Origin of the sequence: Dyadobacter sp. 22481, from assembly GCF_052044875.1 — a bacterium.
Taxonomy (GTDB): domain Bacteria; phylum Bacteroidota; class Bacteroidia; order Cytophagales; family Spirosomataceae; genus Dyadobacter; species Dyadobacter endophyticus.
The window spans coordinates 1,509,188-1,524,307 of sequence record NZ_JBQENV010000003.1; the positions used below are offsets into that span (position 1 = coordinate 1,509,188).

Consider the following 15,120-nt stretch of genomic DNA (forward strand, 5'->3'; position numbering starts at 1 on the left):
ATTTGAAATACAAGAAATGGCCGGCGAAATTCATTTGCCGGCCATTTTCTATTAATTGGATATGAAAGGCGCCTTCCGCAGCCAGGTATCATCCGTAAGCTGCCTGATCATAAATGCGGCAATATCCGCCGCGTCGATCTTCGCTCCGGGCGAATCGGTGGCATTTACCTTGATCTCACCACTGACTCCATTGAATTCAATATAAGGCACCCGCACCATGATCCATTCTACACTACTTTCCGCCAGTATCGAATAGGATTTCTGACGGTCGTTGTGAATAGCCGGAAAATTAGCGCGCATCCACTCGGTCGCTTTCGCTGTTTCCTCACTTTTCCGGTCAGATGGCGTATCCACGTTCAAACCCGCCAGCAGCACAAACCGAGCCGGACTGTCTCCTATCGCTTGCAGGATATTGACACTAGCCTGGCTGGCAACCAGTGGCTCACCCTGCCGCTGCCCCACTGTGCTCAGGACGGCGTCACAGCCTTCCAGCAATGCCCGAACAGCCTCAGGATTAAGTGCATCGCCGTGCACGATCGCTATCTGCGGACTCTGAATCGTAAAACGTTCAGGATGCCTCAACAGCAATTTTAACGAATAACCTTTTTCAATTAATTGATTGACAAGATATTGCCCCGTACGACCTCCGCCGCCGATCACAGCTATTTTTTGTAGTTTTTTCATTTCTCTCTGATAAAATTCGGATGTAACAAATTATCCCAGGTGAAGAACCCGGAAGATGACAGAAGAGCATCGCTCAATTCTGTCGTGAATTGTTATTTTATCAGGAGATTTTAATGAGGGTAAAGATAGGTAACCGAACAGTGTTTTTCAAAAAATGTTGTTCTACAAGTTGTTACCAAATGTGAATCCGAACGTCAAAAGGTCAGAACTTAACTGATCTGACAAATGGATATAGAAGACTCGGAAAGACAATTTATTACCAAAATCAAAGAGAAAATACGCTCGGCACAGTATGAGGCTTTAAAGACAGTGTATGTCAAACTCATTCAGTTGTATTGGGAAATCGGCAAATCCATCGCAGAAAAACAAAGCGAAAGTTGGGGTAAATCGATCGTTACTTCGCTTTCCAAAGAGCTGCAAGCGGAGTTCCCAAAATCAGGTGGTTTTTCAACCACCAATATTTATGATCCAGTTTTATACTGATTATCACTCAGATACAAATCTCCAACCACTGGTTGGAGAAATTAGCTGGAGCAAGCATTTGGTCATATTGTCTAAGTGTAAAGTGAGTCATGAAAGGCAGTTTTACATTCTTTCCACAAGCAAATACAACTGGTCAAAAAACACGCTGATCCATCAGATCGAGAACAAAGTATTTGAACGTTACCTGCTCAATCAAACCAATTTCGACTATGCCCTGCCACAGCCTGCAAACAAGCAGGGGCTCCTGGCCGTCAAAGACAATTACACATTCGATTTCCTCGATCTCGCAGAGCTGCATTCCGAATCGGAACTAGAACAACAATTGGTGAAAAATATCAGGAAGTTCCTTCTTGAAATGGGAAACAACTACACTTTCGTCGGAAACCAATACCGCATTCAGGTCGGAGAACGGGACTATTGGGTGGATATACTTCTCTACCATCGCAGGCTACAATGCCTGATCGCAATTGACCTGAAGATAGGAGAGTTCGAGCCGGAGCATAAAGGTAAAATGGAGTTCTATCTCTCAGTTTTGAATGACAAAGTAAGGCTGTCTCACGAGAATGAGTCAATTGGAATAATTATTTGCAAAAACAAGGACAGAACTGTTGTTGAGTATTCATTGAAGAACACTGCATTGCCCATTGGCGTCGCTACTTACAACACGACAAATCAATTGCCGAAAAAGTATAGGCAACTACTACCTAGCGTAGAGGAAATTACTGCCAAACTTAGAGATTTCTACTAACAAAGGGGCGGAACATCGACTTTTTGGGAATCCATTCCTAAAAAGTTGGAAACCTTAATTCTTCCCCCACCCAATATTCATCGTAGTCCCCACCCTAAACCCGGTACTCTTATATTTAAACCCTTCAAAATTATTAACCACCTCCACGCGCAGCGGGAAGCGAATGCCAATATCCAAGCCGTAGCCCAGCTCAGCATAATTGTCCGAATCCGGCGTGGCGAGGTAATGCAGGAAGAAATTTTCCTTCACACCCAGAATACGAAACCAGGGAATCTGGGTTAACAGGAACTGGCGGAGCTCGGTGAGGACATGGGCTTCGAAGAATTCCTTTGAAGTACTGTATTTGTAGTAATCGAGCATGCGGAAGGTGCCGACGGGATCGCCGAGCTGGAAGAAAAAGCGGTTACCTGCGAAATGCTGGTAGTCGGGAAATTGGACGGCGTTGTTGTTCAGGAATGAACCAGCCGCCAGCTTGTAACGCAGTTTGCTCCGGATACCGGTTTCGAAACCATGCTGGATGCCGATCTGCACAAAGTCGAAATCCACATCGCTGCCGAATGCATTGTGAATTCCTTTGCGATAGTTGACCGAGAACTTCGGCGAATCGTCGTCATAATAGGATGTCTTGCCGCTACGCGTACGGTATTTCTGCCAGGGCTTGTACGAAGCAGCAATACCGACTGTCAGTGCCTGGTGGGCTTGCATCGGCGGAGGCAACACGGCCGCATCGGTCCTATTTTCTGCATTATCAGGGATATTGGAAGTAAATTCCCGCCGTTTCCAGTCGATCCATCGGTAGGGCGAGGTCTTTTCGAGATTGGGCAATGCCGAGCGATCGGCGTATTCTATGCTCGCTTTTATTTCAAAATGCTCATTTTCCTGGCTGTTCTTGAAATCGACCCGCAGGAAATCTTTCTGATATTCCTTGATAAAATTTTGTTCTAAAAACAGGGTCGTAAGCGTATTCAGCAACGGGTGCATCGGACTTTCACCGTTGAACTGGGCAATGCCCCGCCCACCGGAAATGCTGATCGCATTGCGCCCCCAGCCATAATCGCCCACGCCTGTCGCAAGCAATTTATTCCTCCCAAACGAATAACGCGTCAGCCCACCTACTGACCACTCCTGACCATTCCTGGCTACACCAGACTTGCCTGAAGTCTTCTTGCGCCCGCCCAAGTGCCGCAATTTCAGCCCGGCACCATTCAGTACCAATCCTTCTACAGTATTTACCTGCACACCCGGCAACGGCCCGATGTAATCCAGCCGGAAAGGGCTTTCCTTGCCCAGGCGGAAATTATGCCCTGTCAGCAAGTCTCCGAAACCAAATTTGCTTCCCTTCTTCAATTTGGTTGTATCGCCTTTGCTGGCTTTCAAGCTATCCTTCTGTTTTTCAGATCCTTCATGGGTGATCACCAGACTATCGAGCCGTGTGTAGCTTTTCACCTCGGCCACGGTAAGCGGGACCGTCCGCAACGAGTCCCAAAAAGCCATCGTCCGCCTGGTAGCCATTGAATCCACCTGCGTTGAATCTTCCCGGCTCATTCTCAAATCAATATCCTCTCCTTTCTTCTCTTTCTCTTTAAGGTCCTGCTTTTCATACTCTTTCATCATTTTCCGCAGGTTTTTGGCCGAAAATTCTTTCTGTTTGCTCACCACCTGCTCCATACTCTGTGTCTTGATCTCCCGGCCGGTCAACCGCACTTTCTTGGCCTCCTCGGCGTATTTCTTGTCATCGATCACGACGATATCCGGTTTGAATGCGGGATTGACCTTCACATTCGTGAACGACTGAGAGATCACGAAATCGCCTTTTCCTTTCAGACCGTAAATGCCTCCCTGCACGTGAAATTGCTGGTTAACCGGCATCCACACACCCTGCACCGGGCTGTAAACCTGCTTGATATCGAGCCGAAAACCGGTATTGACCGTTTGCAGATCGAGGCTGTAAATGCTCCATTCGCCCTCGATGATCTGGATTGTGCCACGGTAAACACCCTCGCCCCAGTTGCGCGGCGTGACCTTGATTTTGTTGACTTCAATACCATTCTCGCGGAACGCACCCAGGTATTCAAATTTGTAGTAGGCGAATGCACGCGGCGAAAGCGGCGAAACGGCCTTCACAACTTCCGGCTGGTAGAAACTGGCCAGGAGGTACATATTCGGATCGGCCATATTCTTGTCCATGCTGCTCCGCGTGGCCACCACCCGCTGTTTGTACACGCTGGGCTGGCGGAACGTCACCTCCGAAACTGTCTCATTCAGCATGGGTACACCCTTTTTGAAATTGGCCTCCTTTTCCATTTCCTTCAATTCCTTTTTATAAAGGAATTCCATCGGCAGGTCGGTGATCACAAACGACGATTTGGAATATACCTTGGCCGTGTAACTGTCCACTTGCAGGAAATGATAGCGGCTTTTGGCAATGGCGCTCCGCATAATGGTGTACGCGGGGTCTTCGTCCCGGGCGCCGATGCGAACCTCCCCGAGGTTAAGCGCCTGCTCTTCCATCGTGAGGTCGAAGGTTTGCATTTTCTCCTCGACGGTAAAGTTTTTCTGACCGGTTTTGTAGCCCAGGTATTGGAAGATCACTTCATAATATCCCGGTTTCAGATCGAGCTGGTACTGGCCTTCCTCATTTGAAATAGTACTGACACTCGTGCCTTTGACGATAATGGCGGCAAATGGTAGCGGTTCACCTTTTTTTGTTTTAATTAAACCCTTTATCCCGCTTGCCGGCGCCTGCGCAAGAGCTGTAAAAGAAGTGACAAGGGCCAGGCAAAACGCAAGAAGATACTGTCTAAGCATACGGTTTTGAGCAAGTCGGATGAATGTCTTTGTGTCAGCTAGATGCTTTTAAAGTTAATCCGGTTGCTTTGAAAAGAAAATCCGCTCATCACATAATTACAAATCCGAAAACTCCCAGGCGCTCTGATAGGCATTCAAACCCTCGGCATAGGCTATGAAATTTTCATAAAAGGGCAACACCGAAAGCGTCGCGCTATCGCCAATCACAACGAGTTTCTTACGTGCACGCGTCATGGCCACGTTCATGCGGCGAATGTCCGAGAGGAAGCCGATCTGCCCTTCGGCATTGCTGCGGGTCATGCTGATGTACACCATATCCCGCTCCTGCCCCTGGAAGCTGTCGATCGTATTGACGGCTATTTTGTCGAGATAGGGTTTCAGATCGGCCGTATGCGCGAGCTGGTCTTTTAGAATGTTAATCTGCTCTTTATAAGGCGATATAATGGCGATGCTCGGGAAATCTTCCCGATTTGGATTAACCGCTGCAAATTCCGCAGCGAGTTGTGTCAAATGCTTGAAAAGGAATACGGCCTCTTCCGGGTTGGTGGAGCTGGTACCTTCCAGTTTTTCATCAAAACCACACCCGGCTGTATCGATAAATGCCAGCGGCGCCTCGCCGGGGAACAGTACACGGCCCGCTACCGATTCATGGGCTTTGAGCTTATCCTCATAAAAAACTTTGGACGAATAACCCATAATCACTTCATTCATACGATACTGCTCTTCCAGCAACACCACCGATTCCGGGTGTAATGCCACGCATTTTTCAAGCAGCGTAGTGCTCAGTCCACCTTTGGCCGCGTCTTCCGACTTGATCGTCGGAGGCAACTGCAAATGGTCGCCGGCAAATACCACTTTCTCTGCTTTCAGGATCGGTATCCAGCACGCCGGTTCCAACGCCTGCCCTGCCTCGTCGATTACAACGGTGCGGTACTTCATATTCCGGACGGTGAAATGGTTGGAGCCCACGAGCGTAGCCGTCACCACCTGCGTTTTGGTAAGGAGGTCATCGATAATGTACTGCTCCATATTTGCGACGTCCTTCATAATGCGGTGCGCCTCATCGAACAATGCTTTCCGCTGGTCGCGCTCGGCTTTCCCGAAATGGCGCTTGTACTTGTGCGCCATGTTTTTGTACTCGTTGGCCTGCTTTTTCAATGCCTTAATGTCCTTGACACTGGCGTGCAGCGCCATTTTACTATCCAGAGTCAACGCCGACAATCGCTCCGAAACGCGCACCGGGTTCCCGACCCGCAGCACATTCAGGCCTTCCTCGCTCAATTTTTCACTGAGCAGATCCACAGCAGTGTTGCTCGGAGCAACTACGAGAACGGGCCTGTTATCTTTTTTAACCAATGCCTTGACCGCCTGCACCAAAGTAGTGGTCTTACCCGTGCCCGGAGGCCCGTGCACGACCGCGAGCTCCTGCGCGGAAAGGATTTGCTGCACGGCACGCTGCTGCGAAGGGTTCAACTTACGTAAAGTAACAGGGTAAATGTCCTGATCAAATGACGGCGCTTTCTCGCCCGTCAACACTTTGATCAAATGCCCCTCTTTATCCGACGAACTAAGCGAATCCGCCGCTTTTAATGCCGACTGCATTTCGTCGTAGCTATTGTCATCGAAAAGCAGGTCGATACCCAACTTACCGTCGCGCGACCATTCGGGCAGTTCGTCGGTGCGCAATGTGATTTTCAGCCGGTTACCGCCCTGGTGTGAGATTACCCCCTCGACGCGGTCTTTTTTAGGTTCATGATTACTGAATAAAACCGCCGGCATCCCGAACCGCAACTGATGCGGCAGGTCTTGATGCGTGGTGCGTTCTACTTCCACGGTAAGGTAATCGCCGCGGCTCATTTCCTGGCCGCGGATCGCGATTGGATACCACGCCAGCCCGCTGGCACGGCGTTCGGAAACAGAAGACCGTTCGATCAATCGCTGGTACGATTGCTTGTCTTCCTCCCTTTCAACTTTGAGTAATTCGAGTAGTCGCTTGAAGTAATCCATTTACAAATTAAATAAACCGGCCGCTTAATGCATCACACCGGCATCGGCTCCCTGTTGCACTTCTACCTTGTCGGTGATGAACCGCCTGCCAATCACCAGCACAATCAGCGCGAGCGTAGCCGAACCTGCCATGGCCGTCACCATGGGAATAATCGAAGGCTCATCGAACAAACTGATCGCAATGGAGATCAGCGTACCAGCGCCCATTTGAAATGCGCCCATCAAAGCCGACGCGCTCCCCGCATTACGCGTGAACGGTGCGAGCGAGAGCGCGGCCGCGTTCGGGTAGGTGTAGCCTACGCAGCAAAGGAACAGAAACAGAAATACGAGTGTGGAGGTAAGTGTAAGCGAGTCGGTTAATGCGGCGGCAAGAAAGGTAAGGCCTATCACAGCCTGACATATCAGCGCCACATTGATAATCTGTTCGCTGGAAAATCTTCTCAGCATTAAAGTATTGATCTGGCCCGAACCAATAAAGCCGACGGACAGGAACGCGAAAATCCAGCCATAAACTTTCCCATCAACATGAAAAACCTCCATAAACACGATCGGCGAGCCAGAAACATAGGCAAACAGCCCCGCGAAGGCAATGGCGCCCGTAATGGCGTAGGTGTAGAACTGAGGTTCCCTGAATACTTCGAGGAAGTTCATAATGATCGGCCTCGGTTTCAAAGAGAGCGTTTTATCGGGTTTGTAGCTGTCGGGCAGCCATAACGCAGTTGCCGCGAGAATAGCCACGCCCATGATCGTCAAAATGACAAATACGGCGTGCCATCCAAATGCATCGGTAACATATCCGCCGGCCGTCGGGGCGATCATGGGTGAAAATCCTACGACAAGCAGCAAAAGTGAAAACACTTTGGCGCTCTCGCTCACCGGGAACAGGTCGCGCACCATCGCTACCGAAGCCACTGTCGCCGCACAACTGCCTATCGCCTGTATCACGCGGAGCAGGATCAATTGCTCGATCGTGACCGCTACCGAACAGCCCGCCGAGGCGAGAATATAGACCGTCAGCCCGATAAACAGTGGTTTTTTTCGCCCAAACCGGTCGAGTAACGGCCCGTAAAGCAGCTGGCCCAGCGAAATACCGACAAAAAAGCCGGATAGTGACTGAGAAACTTTCGCAGCAGTAGTATTCAAATCACGCGCAATGGCCGGAAAACCCGGCAGGTACATATCGATTGAAAAAGGGCCAAGCGCAGTCAGGCTCCCCAGAATGAGGATCAGGAAAAAATAAGTCTTTTTGGACATGGATTTTGTGGTGTGGGAAATTTCGGTGTTTGGGTAACACGGAACCTTGCAGCTGGGTTCGGGGAAGGGGGAATTTAAGTCGACCGCCAACAAAAAGGCCCCGGTTATGCACCGGAGCCCGCTCTTATTTTCATGGCAACAGACCGAAGATCATGCTGCAACCCAATTCAGTTTCTTCTGCACCTCTTTTTCGCTTTCACTAACTGTGTAGGGAACTTTGTTTTTGAGATAAATAATGCACCCCTGTCCTCTTTTATTAGGGGCAATCCTAAGAACGTCTTCTTTGTGAATGATAATATTAATGAGCTTTTGCCCAAGCAATTTGAATGTACCCTTCTGTACCATGTCCTTCTTAAAATGAAAAGTTAACGCTTACGCAATTCCACTAATCGAACTTCCCGATTTCAGGTAGAGCAGGAAATAATCCTTTGAAATAAGGAAATAGCCAAGGTCGCTCCGGTTACTCAATTGTAGAAAATCAGCCACTTCTCTTTGGGCTTCCGATTCAGATCCGGCACCCGTGACGGTAAGCACTGCGCCGGGTTTCAAGTTTTTCGCTGGGTTGTTACCTAGTGTCGCTACCATATTTATATCCGATTTAAGAGTTAGTCTTGTTGTGGAATTGTTTTCGCGAAGCACATATTAAAGAAATATGCCAGATTACGGAATCCAACTAACGTATAAGGATAATTTTGGGAGGCTTACGTAGTAACTTTTAAGGAAGATATAAATCCAAACAATTGATTACAAGCATTTTGCCAACTTTTTAAAAAAAATTTACCGGTGCTACGCAAAATGGCCTTCAAAAAGCGCGCAGGTTGTCCGTTTTTGAGGAAGTATTATCAATTTGATCGCATGACGGCACACGACTCGTCTGATAAAGGCACGGATTTTGCTCATCAACCACTTTCAACCGAAAGAAATATGAGAGCAATATGGTCCGGGGCGATCGGGTTCGGCCTTGTGAATATCCCCGTCAAACTTTTCAGCGCAGTGCAAGCCAGCGAGCTTGACCTCGATATGCTGGACAAAAAAGACCACGCTAATATCCATTTCCAGCGCGTGAATGCCAACACGGGCCGGGAAGTGAAGTGGGAAAATATCGTCCGTGGCTACAAAGTCGAAGACAATTACGTGGTACTCGATGAAACCGATTTTGAAAAGGCCAGTCCCGAAAAATCGAAGATCATCGAAATAGCGGAGTTTGTAGACGAAAAAGAGATCGACAGTATATATTACGAGACCCCCTATTACCTACAACCCGAAAAATCGGGCGCGAAACCGTACGCATTGCTCCGCGACGCATTGAAAAAAACCGGTAAATGCGGCCTCGGTACCTACGTGCTCCGCAACCGCGAAAGCCTCGTACTCATCAAGCCGCAGGGAGACCTGTTGATCCTCAACAAAATTCGGTTCGCAGAGGAGATCCGTGACACCGACGAGCTGAATATCCCCGATGTGACGATCAAGCCCGCCGAAATGAATATGGCCGTGCAACTCATCGAGCAGCTAACCACCGACTTCGACATTACCAACTACAAGGACACCTACAATGAGAAATTGCTGGAACTGATCATGGCCAAAGCGAAAGGCAAAAAACCGGCTGCTTCCAAAATGAAGGTTGTGCATTCGAAAAGCCGCGATCTGATGGCGCAGTTGAAGGAAAGCCTGACCGCGCCTAAAAGAAAAGCATCATGAAAAAGAAAGCAGAGATCACGCATCCGGAAAAAATTTACTGGCCGGACGAACATATTACGAAAGGCGAGCTGATCGACTATTACCGTAACATCGCGCCCTATATTTTACCTTATTTGAAAAACCGGCCGCTCTCGCTGCGCAGGCAGCCCAATGGCGTAAAAGACGAAGGTTTTTTCCAAAAAGATGCCGGCGATTCGGTGCCGGAATGGATCAAAACTGTGGAAATATTAGCTGAGTCGACCGGAAAAATGGTGAACTACCACGTGGTCAACGATGTAGAAAGCCTGCTGTATGTTGCCAATCTGGGCTGTATTGAAATGAATCCCTGGAACTCGACCGTAGGCAAGCTGGAAAATCCGGATTATATCGTCATGGACATCGACCCCTCCGACAAGAATACATTCGAAGATGTGATCGATGTGGCGCTGGCCATCAAGCAACTCCTCGACGAAATGGATGCCGAAGGCTTCTGCAAAACTTCCGGCGCGAGCGGAATGCACGTTTACATTCCATTTGGCAAAAAATACGACTATGACCAGGCCCGCGACTTCGCGGAAATGCTGGCGCACATGGTCACCGAACGCCTACCGAAGATTACCACACTGGAAAGGTCGCTTTCGAAGCGCAGAAAAGACCAGATTTACGTCGATTACCTGCAAAACCGCATTGGTCAGACACTCGCATGCGCGTACAGTGCCCGCCCGAAACCCGGCGCCACCGTTTCCACACCCCTCGAATGGAGTGAAGTAGCGCATGGCCTGAGCCCAAAGGATTTCACGATCAAGAATATCTTCGACCGGCTCGAAAAGAAAGGCGACCTCTTCAAAGGCGTGCTGGGCAGGGGTATTAACCTCAATAAGGCTTTACAAAAGCTTTCGCTCCCCGCGCAGGATTAGGAGATGATTTGCAGGTGTGCTTAATTTAAGCCTTCAAACAAAAACTAATACCATGCGCCTGATTCCCGCTCAAAAAAACATTGGCATCGCTTTGCTGATGGTGCTCCTCATTGCCCCTTTGCTGTTGCTGAACAGTTGCTCGTCCGACAAAAAAGATGAAGGCTCGTCGGATTCCACGAACCGCCCTGTGGTGATAGGTTATGTCGGCGGTTTCCACGGCTTATTGAACACCGGCAATATTGAAGCCAAAATGCTGACGCACATTAACTACGCGTTTGTCGACATTAAAGATGGCAAGGCATTCCTCAGCAATGAAAAAACCGACACGACCAACTTCCGCCAGCTTAATCTGCTTAAAGCCGACAATCCCGACCTGAAAATTCTGATTTCCATCGGCGGCTGGGCATGGAGTGAGAACTTCTCCGACGCGGTACTTACCGACTCGTCTCGTAAAGTGTTCGCGAAAAGCAGTGTGGCAATCATCAAAAAATACAATCTCGACGGCGTAGATATTGACTGGGAATACCCTGCCCTGCCCGGTGAGGACGGTAACGTTTTCCGTCCCGAGGACAAGCAGAACTACACCGAGATGTTCCACGCAATCCGCAACGAGCTCGACCTGTTGGAAGAAGAAACAGGCAAGAAAAAACTGCTTACCACCGCTGTGGCCGGCTGGGTAGAATTCCTGAAAGCTACCGAAATGGGCAAAGCGCAGCGTTACCTGGATTATGTAAACCTGATGACCTACGACTTGTTCCAGGGCGACACAGCCGTTCACCACGCGAGCTTATACCCTTCTAATAGCTACAAAACAGCCAAATCGGTAGATAATGCTGTAAAGGGCTTCCATGCCGCGGGTGTACCTATGGAGAAACTAGTGGTTGGCCTGCCGTTCTACGGCCGGATGTTCACGGTCTCGAAGCTCGAAAAAGGGTTGGGGCAAAAGCAGGTGAAGCAGCAATATATCGATGGCTATTCCTACATCAAGGATAGTTTGGTTAACAAAAAAGGCTATAAAGAATACCGTGACACCGTGGCCAAAGCACCCTACCTGCTCAATGCGGAAACAGGCGATGTGCTGAGCTATGACGACGAGGAATCAGTAAGGGAAAAATGCAAATATGTACTGGCCAATAAACTTGGCGGTGTCATGTTCTGGGAGTACGATTCCGATCCCAAAAAGTACCTCCTAAACGAGATCGATAAGTCGCTCAAATAACCCAAGGTTTCAACCTTGGGAGGCGAGACCGGCGAGCGGGAGCGATAGCGGCGGCGACACCGAAGCGATAGCGGCGGCGACACCGGAGCGATAGCGGCGGCAACGCCGAGTGCGATAGCAGCGGCAACGCCGAGTGCGATAGCAGCGGCAACGCCGAGTGCGATAGCAGCGGCGACACCGGAGCGATAGCGGCGGCAACGCCGAGTGCGATAGCAACGGCGACACCGGAGCGATAACGCCGCCGCCGGGAGCGACAGGAAGGCCCCTGCTTCCCCTCACGGGCAGCTCAAAAGAGCGTCCAGCTATCAAACTCGTGGTAACCTTCGGTTAGTGTCCCAATCCTGAATCGGTTCACGCACTCGTGTGCGCGGCGCGTGGGCTCGGGAAGGCGGTGCTTACCGGTACATTTGAGTGCCAGGGTGAGGCTGTCTTCGAGGCTCATCTGGTGACCCGGTGAGATAAACACGGGTTTGACATTGTCCTTGGTCCGTACCGCGTAGCCGATTACCTCGCCTTTATCGGTTACTTGCGTGTATTCCCCTTTTGAAGGGCCAGGGTCGACATATTGTCCGGCGAGCTTCTTCTTGGCGCAGCCCATTGTGATGGCGTCGGTAATGACGCCAAAGTGGGAAGCGATACCCATTCTGCGGGCATGCAAAATGCCGTTTCCATCGAACATCACGATGTCAGGCTTCACAGGAAGTTGTTCGTAGGCTTTCAGAATGGCTGGAATCTCGCGAAACGCGAGGTAACCGGGAACATAGGGGAATATCGTGCTGCTTTTCACAAGTGAATAGGCGATCGGTTGCAGGTCGGGGTAACTCATTACCACCAATCCCGCATAAACGGTCTCACTGTAAAGATCGAGTGAAATATCTGCGCCTGCGATCGTTTTGGCCTCGATTTGTAATGGTTCCAGATTTAAATGCCCACGCAGCTGCTGCTGAATAAGCGTCGCCTCGGCGATCGTCAGCTGGTCGTAGTTCAGCTCGGGCGTGATAACCATCCGGTTCAAAAAGTCTGGCATGATATTTCGTGGTTGTGTGTGAAAGTTATTTACCCTATCTATTCAAAAACTACGCCACCTCCATGGAACAGACCTCCGTCAGACGCAAATGGGCGAACTGGAAATTCATTTCGTTCGTCGTAATACTCATTGCCATTTTTGTCAAATTCTACGTCCTGGACGAACACGACGAAAACGCGACGGTCATCGTCGCGCTGGACCTGCCGCAGGTTGCCATGCGAAACGAGCTGGAAGTGGCGGCGATTCTCGGCAAAGGCCAACTCCTGAGTTTTTATACAGATGAAAAAGCCGGCTGTGAAAAATGCCCGCGCATCAGCTACCGCGACGGAAAGGTCGAAATTATCTACATCAACGACATCGCCGACCAGATCAGACTGAACAAGCTGGCCGACTACCCTTTCGAAAACCGAAGTATCCTGGGGCTACTTAACCTGAACGAGAATATCGTGCCGAATGTCGACGAGGACGGTGTAAAAACGTGGGACAACTACCAGAAATACACCCAGATTAGCGCGTTTTCCAAAAGCGGTGATCTGGATTACATTCTTGTTAAAAGTAAGTCCGAATAAGCGCTGCCGAACTTACCTTTTGCTCACGCTGCTTAGCATTACATAGCCCAATATCCCCGAAAGGATAGAGCCGGTAAGAATGGAGAATTTTGCTTCCGACAGGATCACGTGCTCGCCCGGGAAGGACAGTAATGCGATAAAAACCGACATCGTAAACCCGATCCCACCTAGCATTCCTACGCCGATAATATGCGCCCAGCCAGCCTGGCTGGGCATACAGCTGATGCCTAACTTCACCGTCAGCCAGGACAGAATACCGATACCCAGAGGCTTGCCTATCACCAATCCCAGCACGATGCCCACCCCGAGCGAGGTGGTGAGGCCTTCGAGCATACCCGCTTCGAAAGTGATATTGGTGTTGGCTAATGCGAAAACCGGCATGATGAGAAAGTTCACCGGCTTGACCAGGATATGTTCCAGCTTTTCGAGCGCCGATTCTTGCGCGTCGGGCGTGGTGGGGATCGCAAAGGCCGTGAGCACGCCGGCGATGGTCGCGTGGACGCCCGAGTGATGTACAAAATACCAGATGAATGCGCCCGGAATGAGGTAGGCCGCCAGGTGTTTGACCCCTGCACGGTTCATCGCCATCAATACCGCAAAAACTCCTCCCGCATAGAGCAGGTAGTTGTAATGCAGCTCCGAGGAATAGAAAACAGCAATCACCAGAATGGCCATCAGGTCATCTACAATGGCGAGTGCTGCGAGGAAGATTCTGAGCGAAGGCGGCACTTTTTTACCCAGAAGTGTGATAATCGCAATCGCAAAGGCGATGTCGGTGGCCATGGGAATGCCCCACCCCGCCGCCGTGTTGGTGCCTTTATTAACCAAAAAGTAAATCGTGGCCGGTGCCAGCACACCCCCTATTGCCGCAAAAATTGGCAGTGCCGCTTTTTTAAAGGACGACAGTTCGCCTTCCACCAGCTCCCTTTTGATTTCCAGCCCTACGAGCAGAAAGAAAATGGCCATCAGCCCGTCGTTGATCCATTGAAGCGCAGGGTAGCGCAAATGGACGCTTCCGGTTTGGAAGCCTAGTTGAGTAGACAGCAGGTTTTCGAATGCACCGGCGAAAGATGAGTTGGCAATCAGGAGAGACACGATCACGCTGATGATCAGTATCACGCCGCCTAGCGACTCCGATTGTATAAACTCTTTGAAGGGTTTGAGGTTGATCATTTTAGCCATGCCACCAATATAGCAAATCGCCCCCAATCACAATTTTTAAATATATTGTACTTTTACAATAAAAACCATCTCATTAACAGGTTTGGTTATATTTGAATATTTCAAAAAATAAAATCAAAACAAATGCCGTTAAATCACTCATCACCAATAAAAACCATTCAAGTAGCCGTTCGATCACTCATTGAATAAATACCTTACCATTCATAAAATACCATTTATATTTGCATCATCAAATAAGACAAAGACAAGAAACAAAAATAAATAGAGCTATGAAGACTTTGATCACAACCCTCGTTAGCGTTATCGCATTGACCAGTTCAGTTGCATTTGCGGACGACAATAAATCAACCAATACCATCAAGAATACGTTGCCAGTATCGACCCCAATAGTAGAAACTCCGGCACCACCGAAAGCGACGAAAGTGAACCCATATAAAACGCAAACACCGGCTCAGAAAGCAGCCATTGTGGATCTGAAAGCGACCAAATAAAGAATAGCAGAAATTGAAAAGGTGAAATTGAGATGTTAAAAAGGAGGGCAATTG

At 49.4% G+C, this 15,120-nt stretch carries 13 protein-coding genes and 1 pseudogene; 7 read left to right on the plus strand and 7 right to left on the minus strand.

Annotated features, from left to right (window positions below; genetic code table 11):
• Positions 1 to 51: 51 nt before the first annotated feature.
• Positions 52 to 684, minus strand: a complete 633-nt coding sequence (locus tag ACTJJJ_RS25040; protein ID WP_440703362.1) for an NAD(P)-dependent oxidoreductase — start codon at positions 682 to 684, stop codon at positions 52 to 54.
• Between the two features lie 225 nt (positions 685 to 909).
• Here ACTJJJ_RS25040 and ACTJJJ_RS25045 point away from each other — a divergent pair.
• Both ACTJJJ_RS25045 and ACTJJJ_RS25050 read left to right on the plus strand, forming a co-directional pair.
• A pseudogene (locus ACTJJJ_RS25045) lies at positions 910 to 1,288 on the plus strand (DUF1016 N-terminal domain-containing protein); the annotation flags it as partial.
• 171 nt (positions 1,289 to 1,459) lie between these two features.
• Positions 1,460 to 1,915, plus strand: coding sequence for a PDDEXK nuclease domain-containing protein (locus tag ACTJJJ_RS25050; RefSeq protein WP_440703487.1), 456 nt, complete (start codon positions 1,460 to 1,462; stop codon positions 1,913 to 1,915).
• A gap of 54 nt (positions 1,916 to 1,969) precedes the next feature.
• Here ACTJJJ_RS25050 and ACTJJJ_RS25055 read toward each other — a convergent pair whose 3' ends face one another.
• The 4 genes from ACTJJJ_RS25055 to ACTJJJ_RS25070 all read right to left on the minus strand — a co-directional run bounded on the left by ACTJJJ_RS25055 (position 1,970) and on the right by ACTJJJ_RS25070 (position 8,569).
• Positions 1,970 to 4,723, minus strand: coding sequence for a DUF5686 and carboxypeptidase regulatory-like domain-containing protein (locus ACTJJJ_RS25055; protein WP_440703363.1), 2,754 nt, complete (start codon positions 4,721 to 4,723; stop codon positions 1,970 to 1,972).
• Between the two features lie 96 nt (positions 4,724 to 4,819).
• The gene (locus ACTJJJ_RS25060; RefSeq protein WP_440703364.1) at positions 4,820 to 6,730 is read right to left on the minus strand and encodes an AAA domain-containing protein; all 1,911 of its coding nucleotides are present in this window, start codon (positions 6,728 to 6,730) and stop codon (positions 4,820 to 4,822) included.
• Between the two features lie 24 nt (positions 6,731 to 6,754).
• Positions 6,755 to 7,984, minus strand: coding sequence for a multidrug effflux MFS transporter (locus ACTJJJ_RS25065; protein WP_440703365.1), 1,230 nt, complete (start codon positions 7,982 to 7,984; stop codon positions 6,755 to 6,757).
• A 372-nt stretch (positions 7,985 to 8,356) separates the two neighbouring features.
• Complete coding sequence (locus ACTJJJ_RS25070; protein ID WP_188936812.1) at positions 8,357 to 8,569, minus strand: hypothetical protein; 213 nt, start codon at positions 8,567 to 8,569, stop codon at positions 8,357 to 8,359.
• 339 nt (positions 8,570 to 8,908) lie between these two features.
• On the opposite strand from ACTJJJ_RS25070, the gene ku reads away from it, so the two are divergent.
• Genes ku through ACTJJJ_RS25085 form a run of 3 tightly spaced genes read left to right on the plus strand, consistent with a single transcriptional unit; the run spans position 8,909 to position 11,797 of the window.
• The gene (ku, locus tag ACTJJJ_RS25075; RefSeq protein ID WP_440703366.1) at positions 8,909 to 9,682 is read left to right on the plus strand and encodes a non-homologous end joining protein Ku; all 774 of its coding nucleotides are present in this window, start codon (positions 8,909 to 8,911) and stop codon (positions 9,680 to 9,682) included.
• Positions 9,679 to 10,578, plus strand: coding sequence for a non-homologous end-joining DNA ligase (gene ligD / locus ACTJJJ_RS25080; protein ID WP_440703367.1), 900 nt, complete (start codon positions 9,679 to 9,681; stop codon positions 10,576 to 10,578). The genes ku and ligD overlap by 4 nt, the downstream gene beginning before the upstream one ends.
• A gap of 52 nt (positions 10,579 to 10,630) precedes the next feature.
• Positions 10,631 to 11,797, plus strand: a complete 1,167-nt coding sequence (locus ACTJJJ_RS25085) for a glycoside hydrolase family 18 protein (protein WP_426291934.1) — start codon at positions 10,631 to 10,633, stop codon at positions 11,795 to 11,797.
• A gap of 286 nt (positions 11,798 to 12,083) precedes the next feature.
• On the opposite strand, the gene nfi is transcribed toward ACTJJJ_RS25085, so the two are convergent.
• Positions 12,084 to 12,824, minus strand: a complete 741-nt coding sequence (gene nfi, locus ACTJJJ_RS25090; RefSeq protein WP_440703368.1) for a deoxyribonuclease V — start codon at positions 12,822 to 12,824, stop codon at positions 12,084 to 12,086.
• Positions 12,825 to 12,886: 62 nt separating this feature from the next.
• Here nfi and ACTJJJ_RS25095 point away from each other — a divergent pair, with 62 nt between their 5' ends.
• Positions 12,887 to 13,393 carry a hypothetical protein gene (locus ACTJJJ_RS25095; RefSeq protein ID WP_440703369.1) on the plus strand — a complete coding sequence of 169 codons (507 nt, stop codon included), beginning with the start codon at positions 12,887 to 12,889 and terminating at the stop codon, positions 13,391 to 13,393.
• Between the two features lie 12 nt (positions 13,394 to 13,405).
• Here the strand turns inward: ACTJJJ_RS25095 and nhaA are convergent, their stop codons facing one another.
• Entirely contained in the window at positions 13,406 to 14,575 is a 1,170-nt protein-coding gene (nhaA, locus tag ACTJJJ_RS25100; RefSeq protein ID WP_440703370.1) for a Na+/H+ antiporter NhaA, read from the minus strand.
• A 269-nt stretch (positions 14,576 to 14,844) separates the two neighbouring features.
• Between nhaA and ACTJJJ_RS25105 the strand changes: the two genes are divergently transcribed.
• The gene (locus tag ACTJJJ_RS25105) at positions 14,845 to 15,066 is read left to right on the plus strand and encodes a hypothetical protein (RefSeq protein ID WP_188936829.1); all 222 of its coding nucleotides are present in this window, start codon (positions 14,845 to 14,847) and stop codon (positions 15,064 to 15,066) included.
• The last annotated feature ends 54 nt before the right edge of the window (positions 15,067 to 15,120 follow it).

What these genes read in the sequence shown, in the direction of transcription:
- ACTJJJ_RS25040 (WP_440703362.1), bottom strand. Translation starts at nt 684, where the DNA reads ATGAAAAAACTACAAAAAATAGCTGTGATCGGCGGCGGAGGTCGTACG.
- ACTJJJ_RS25055 (WP_440703363.1), bottom strand. Translation starts at nt 4,723, where the DNA reads ATGCTTAGACAGTATCTTCTTGCGTTTTGCCTGGCCCTTGTCACTTCT.
- ACTJJJ_RS25060 (WP_440703364.1), bottom strand. Translation starts at nt 6,730, where the DNA reads ATGGATTACTTCAAGCGACTACTCGAATTACTCAAAGTTGAAAGGGAG.
- ACTJJJ_RS25065 (WP_440703365.1), bottom strand. Translation starts at nt 7,984, where the DNA reads ATGTCCAAAAAGACTTATTTTTTCCTGATCCTCATTCTGGGGAGCCTG.
- ACTJJJ_RS25070 (WP_188936812.1), bottom strand. Translation starts at nt 8,569, where the DNA reads ATGGTAGCGACACTAGGTAACAACCCAGCGAAAAACTTGAAACCCGGC.
- ku (WP_440703366.1), top strand. Translation starts at nt 8,909, where the DNA reads ATGAGAGCAATATGGTCCGGGGCGATCGGGTTCGGCCTTGTGAATATC.
- ligD (WP_440703367.1), top strand. Translation starts at nt 9,679, where the DNA reads ATGAAAAAGAAAGCAGAGATCACGCATCCGGAAAAAATTTACTGGCCG.
- ACTJJJ_RS25085 (WP_426291934.1), top strand. Translation starts at nt 10,631, where the DNA reads ATGCGCCTGATTCCCGCTCAAAAAAACATTGGCATCGCTTTGCTGATG.
- nfi (WP_440703368.1), bottom strand. Translation starts at nt 12,824, where the DNA reads ATGCCAGACTTTTTGAACCGGATGGTTATCACGCCCGAGCTGAACTAC.
- ACTJJJ_RS25095 (WP_440703369.1), top strand. Translation starts at nt 12,887, where the DNA reads ATGGAACAGACCTCCGTCAGACGCAAATGGGCGAACTGGAAATTCATT.
- nhaA (WP_440703370.1), bottom strand. Translation starts at nt 14,575, where the DNA reads ATGGCTAAAATGATCAACCTCAAACCCTTCAAAGAGTTTATACAATCG.
- ACTJJJ_RS25105 (WP_188936829.1), top strand. Translation starts at nt 14,845, where the DNA reads ATGAAGACTTTGATCACAACCCTCGTTAGCGTTATCGCATTGACCAGT.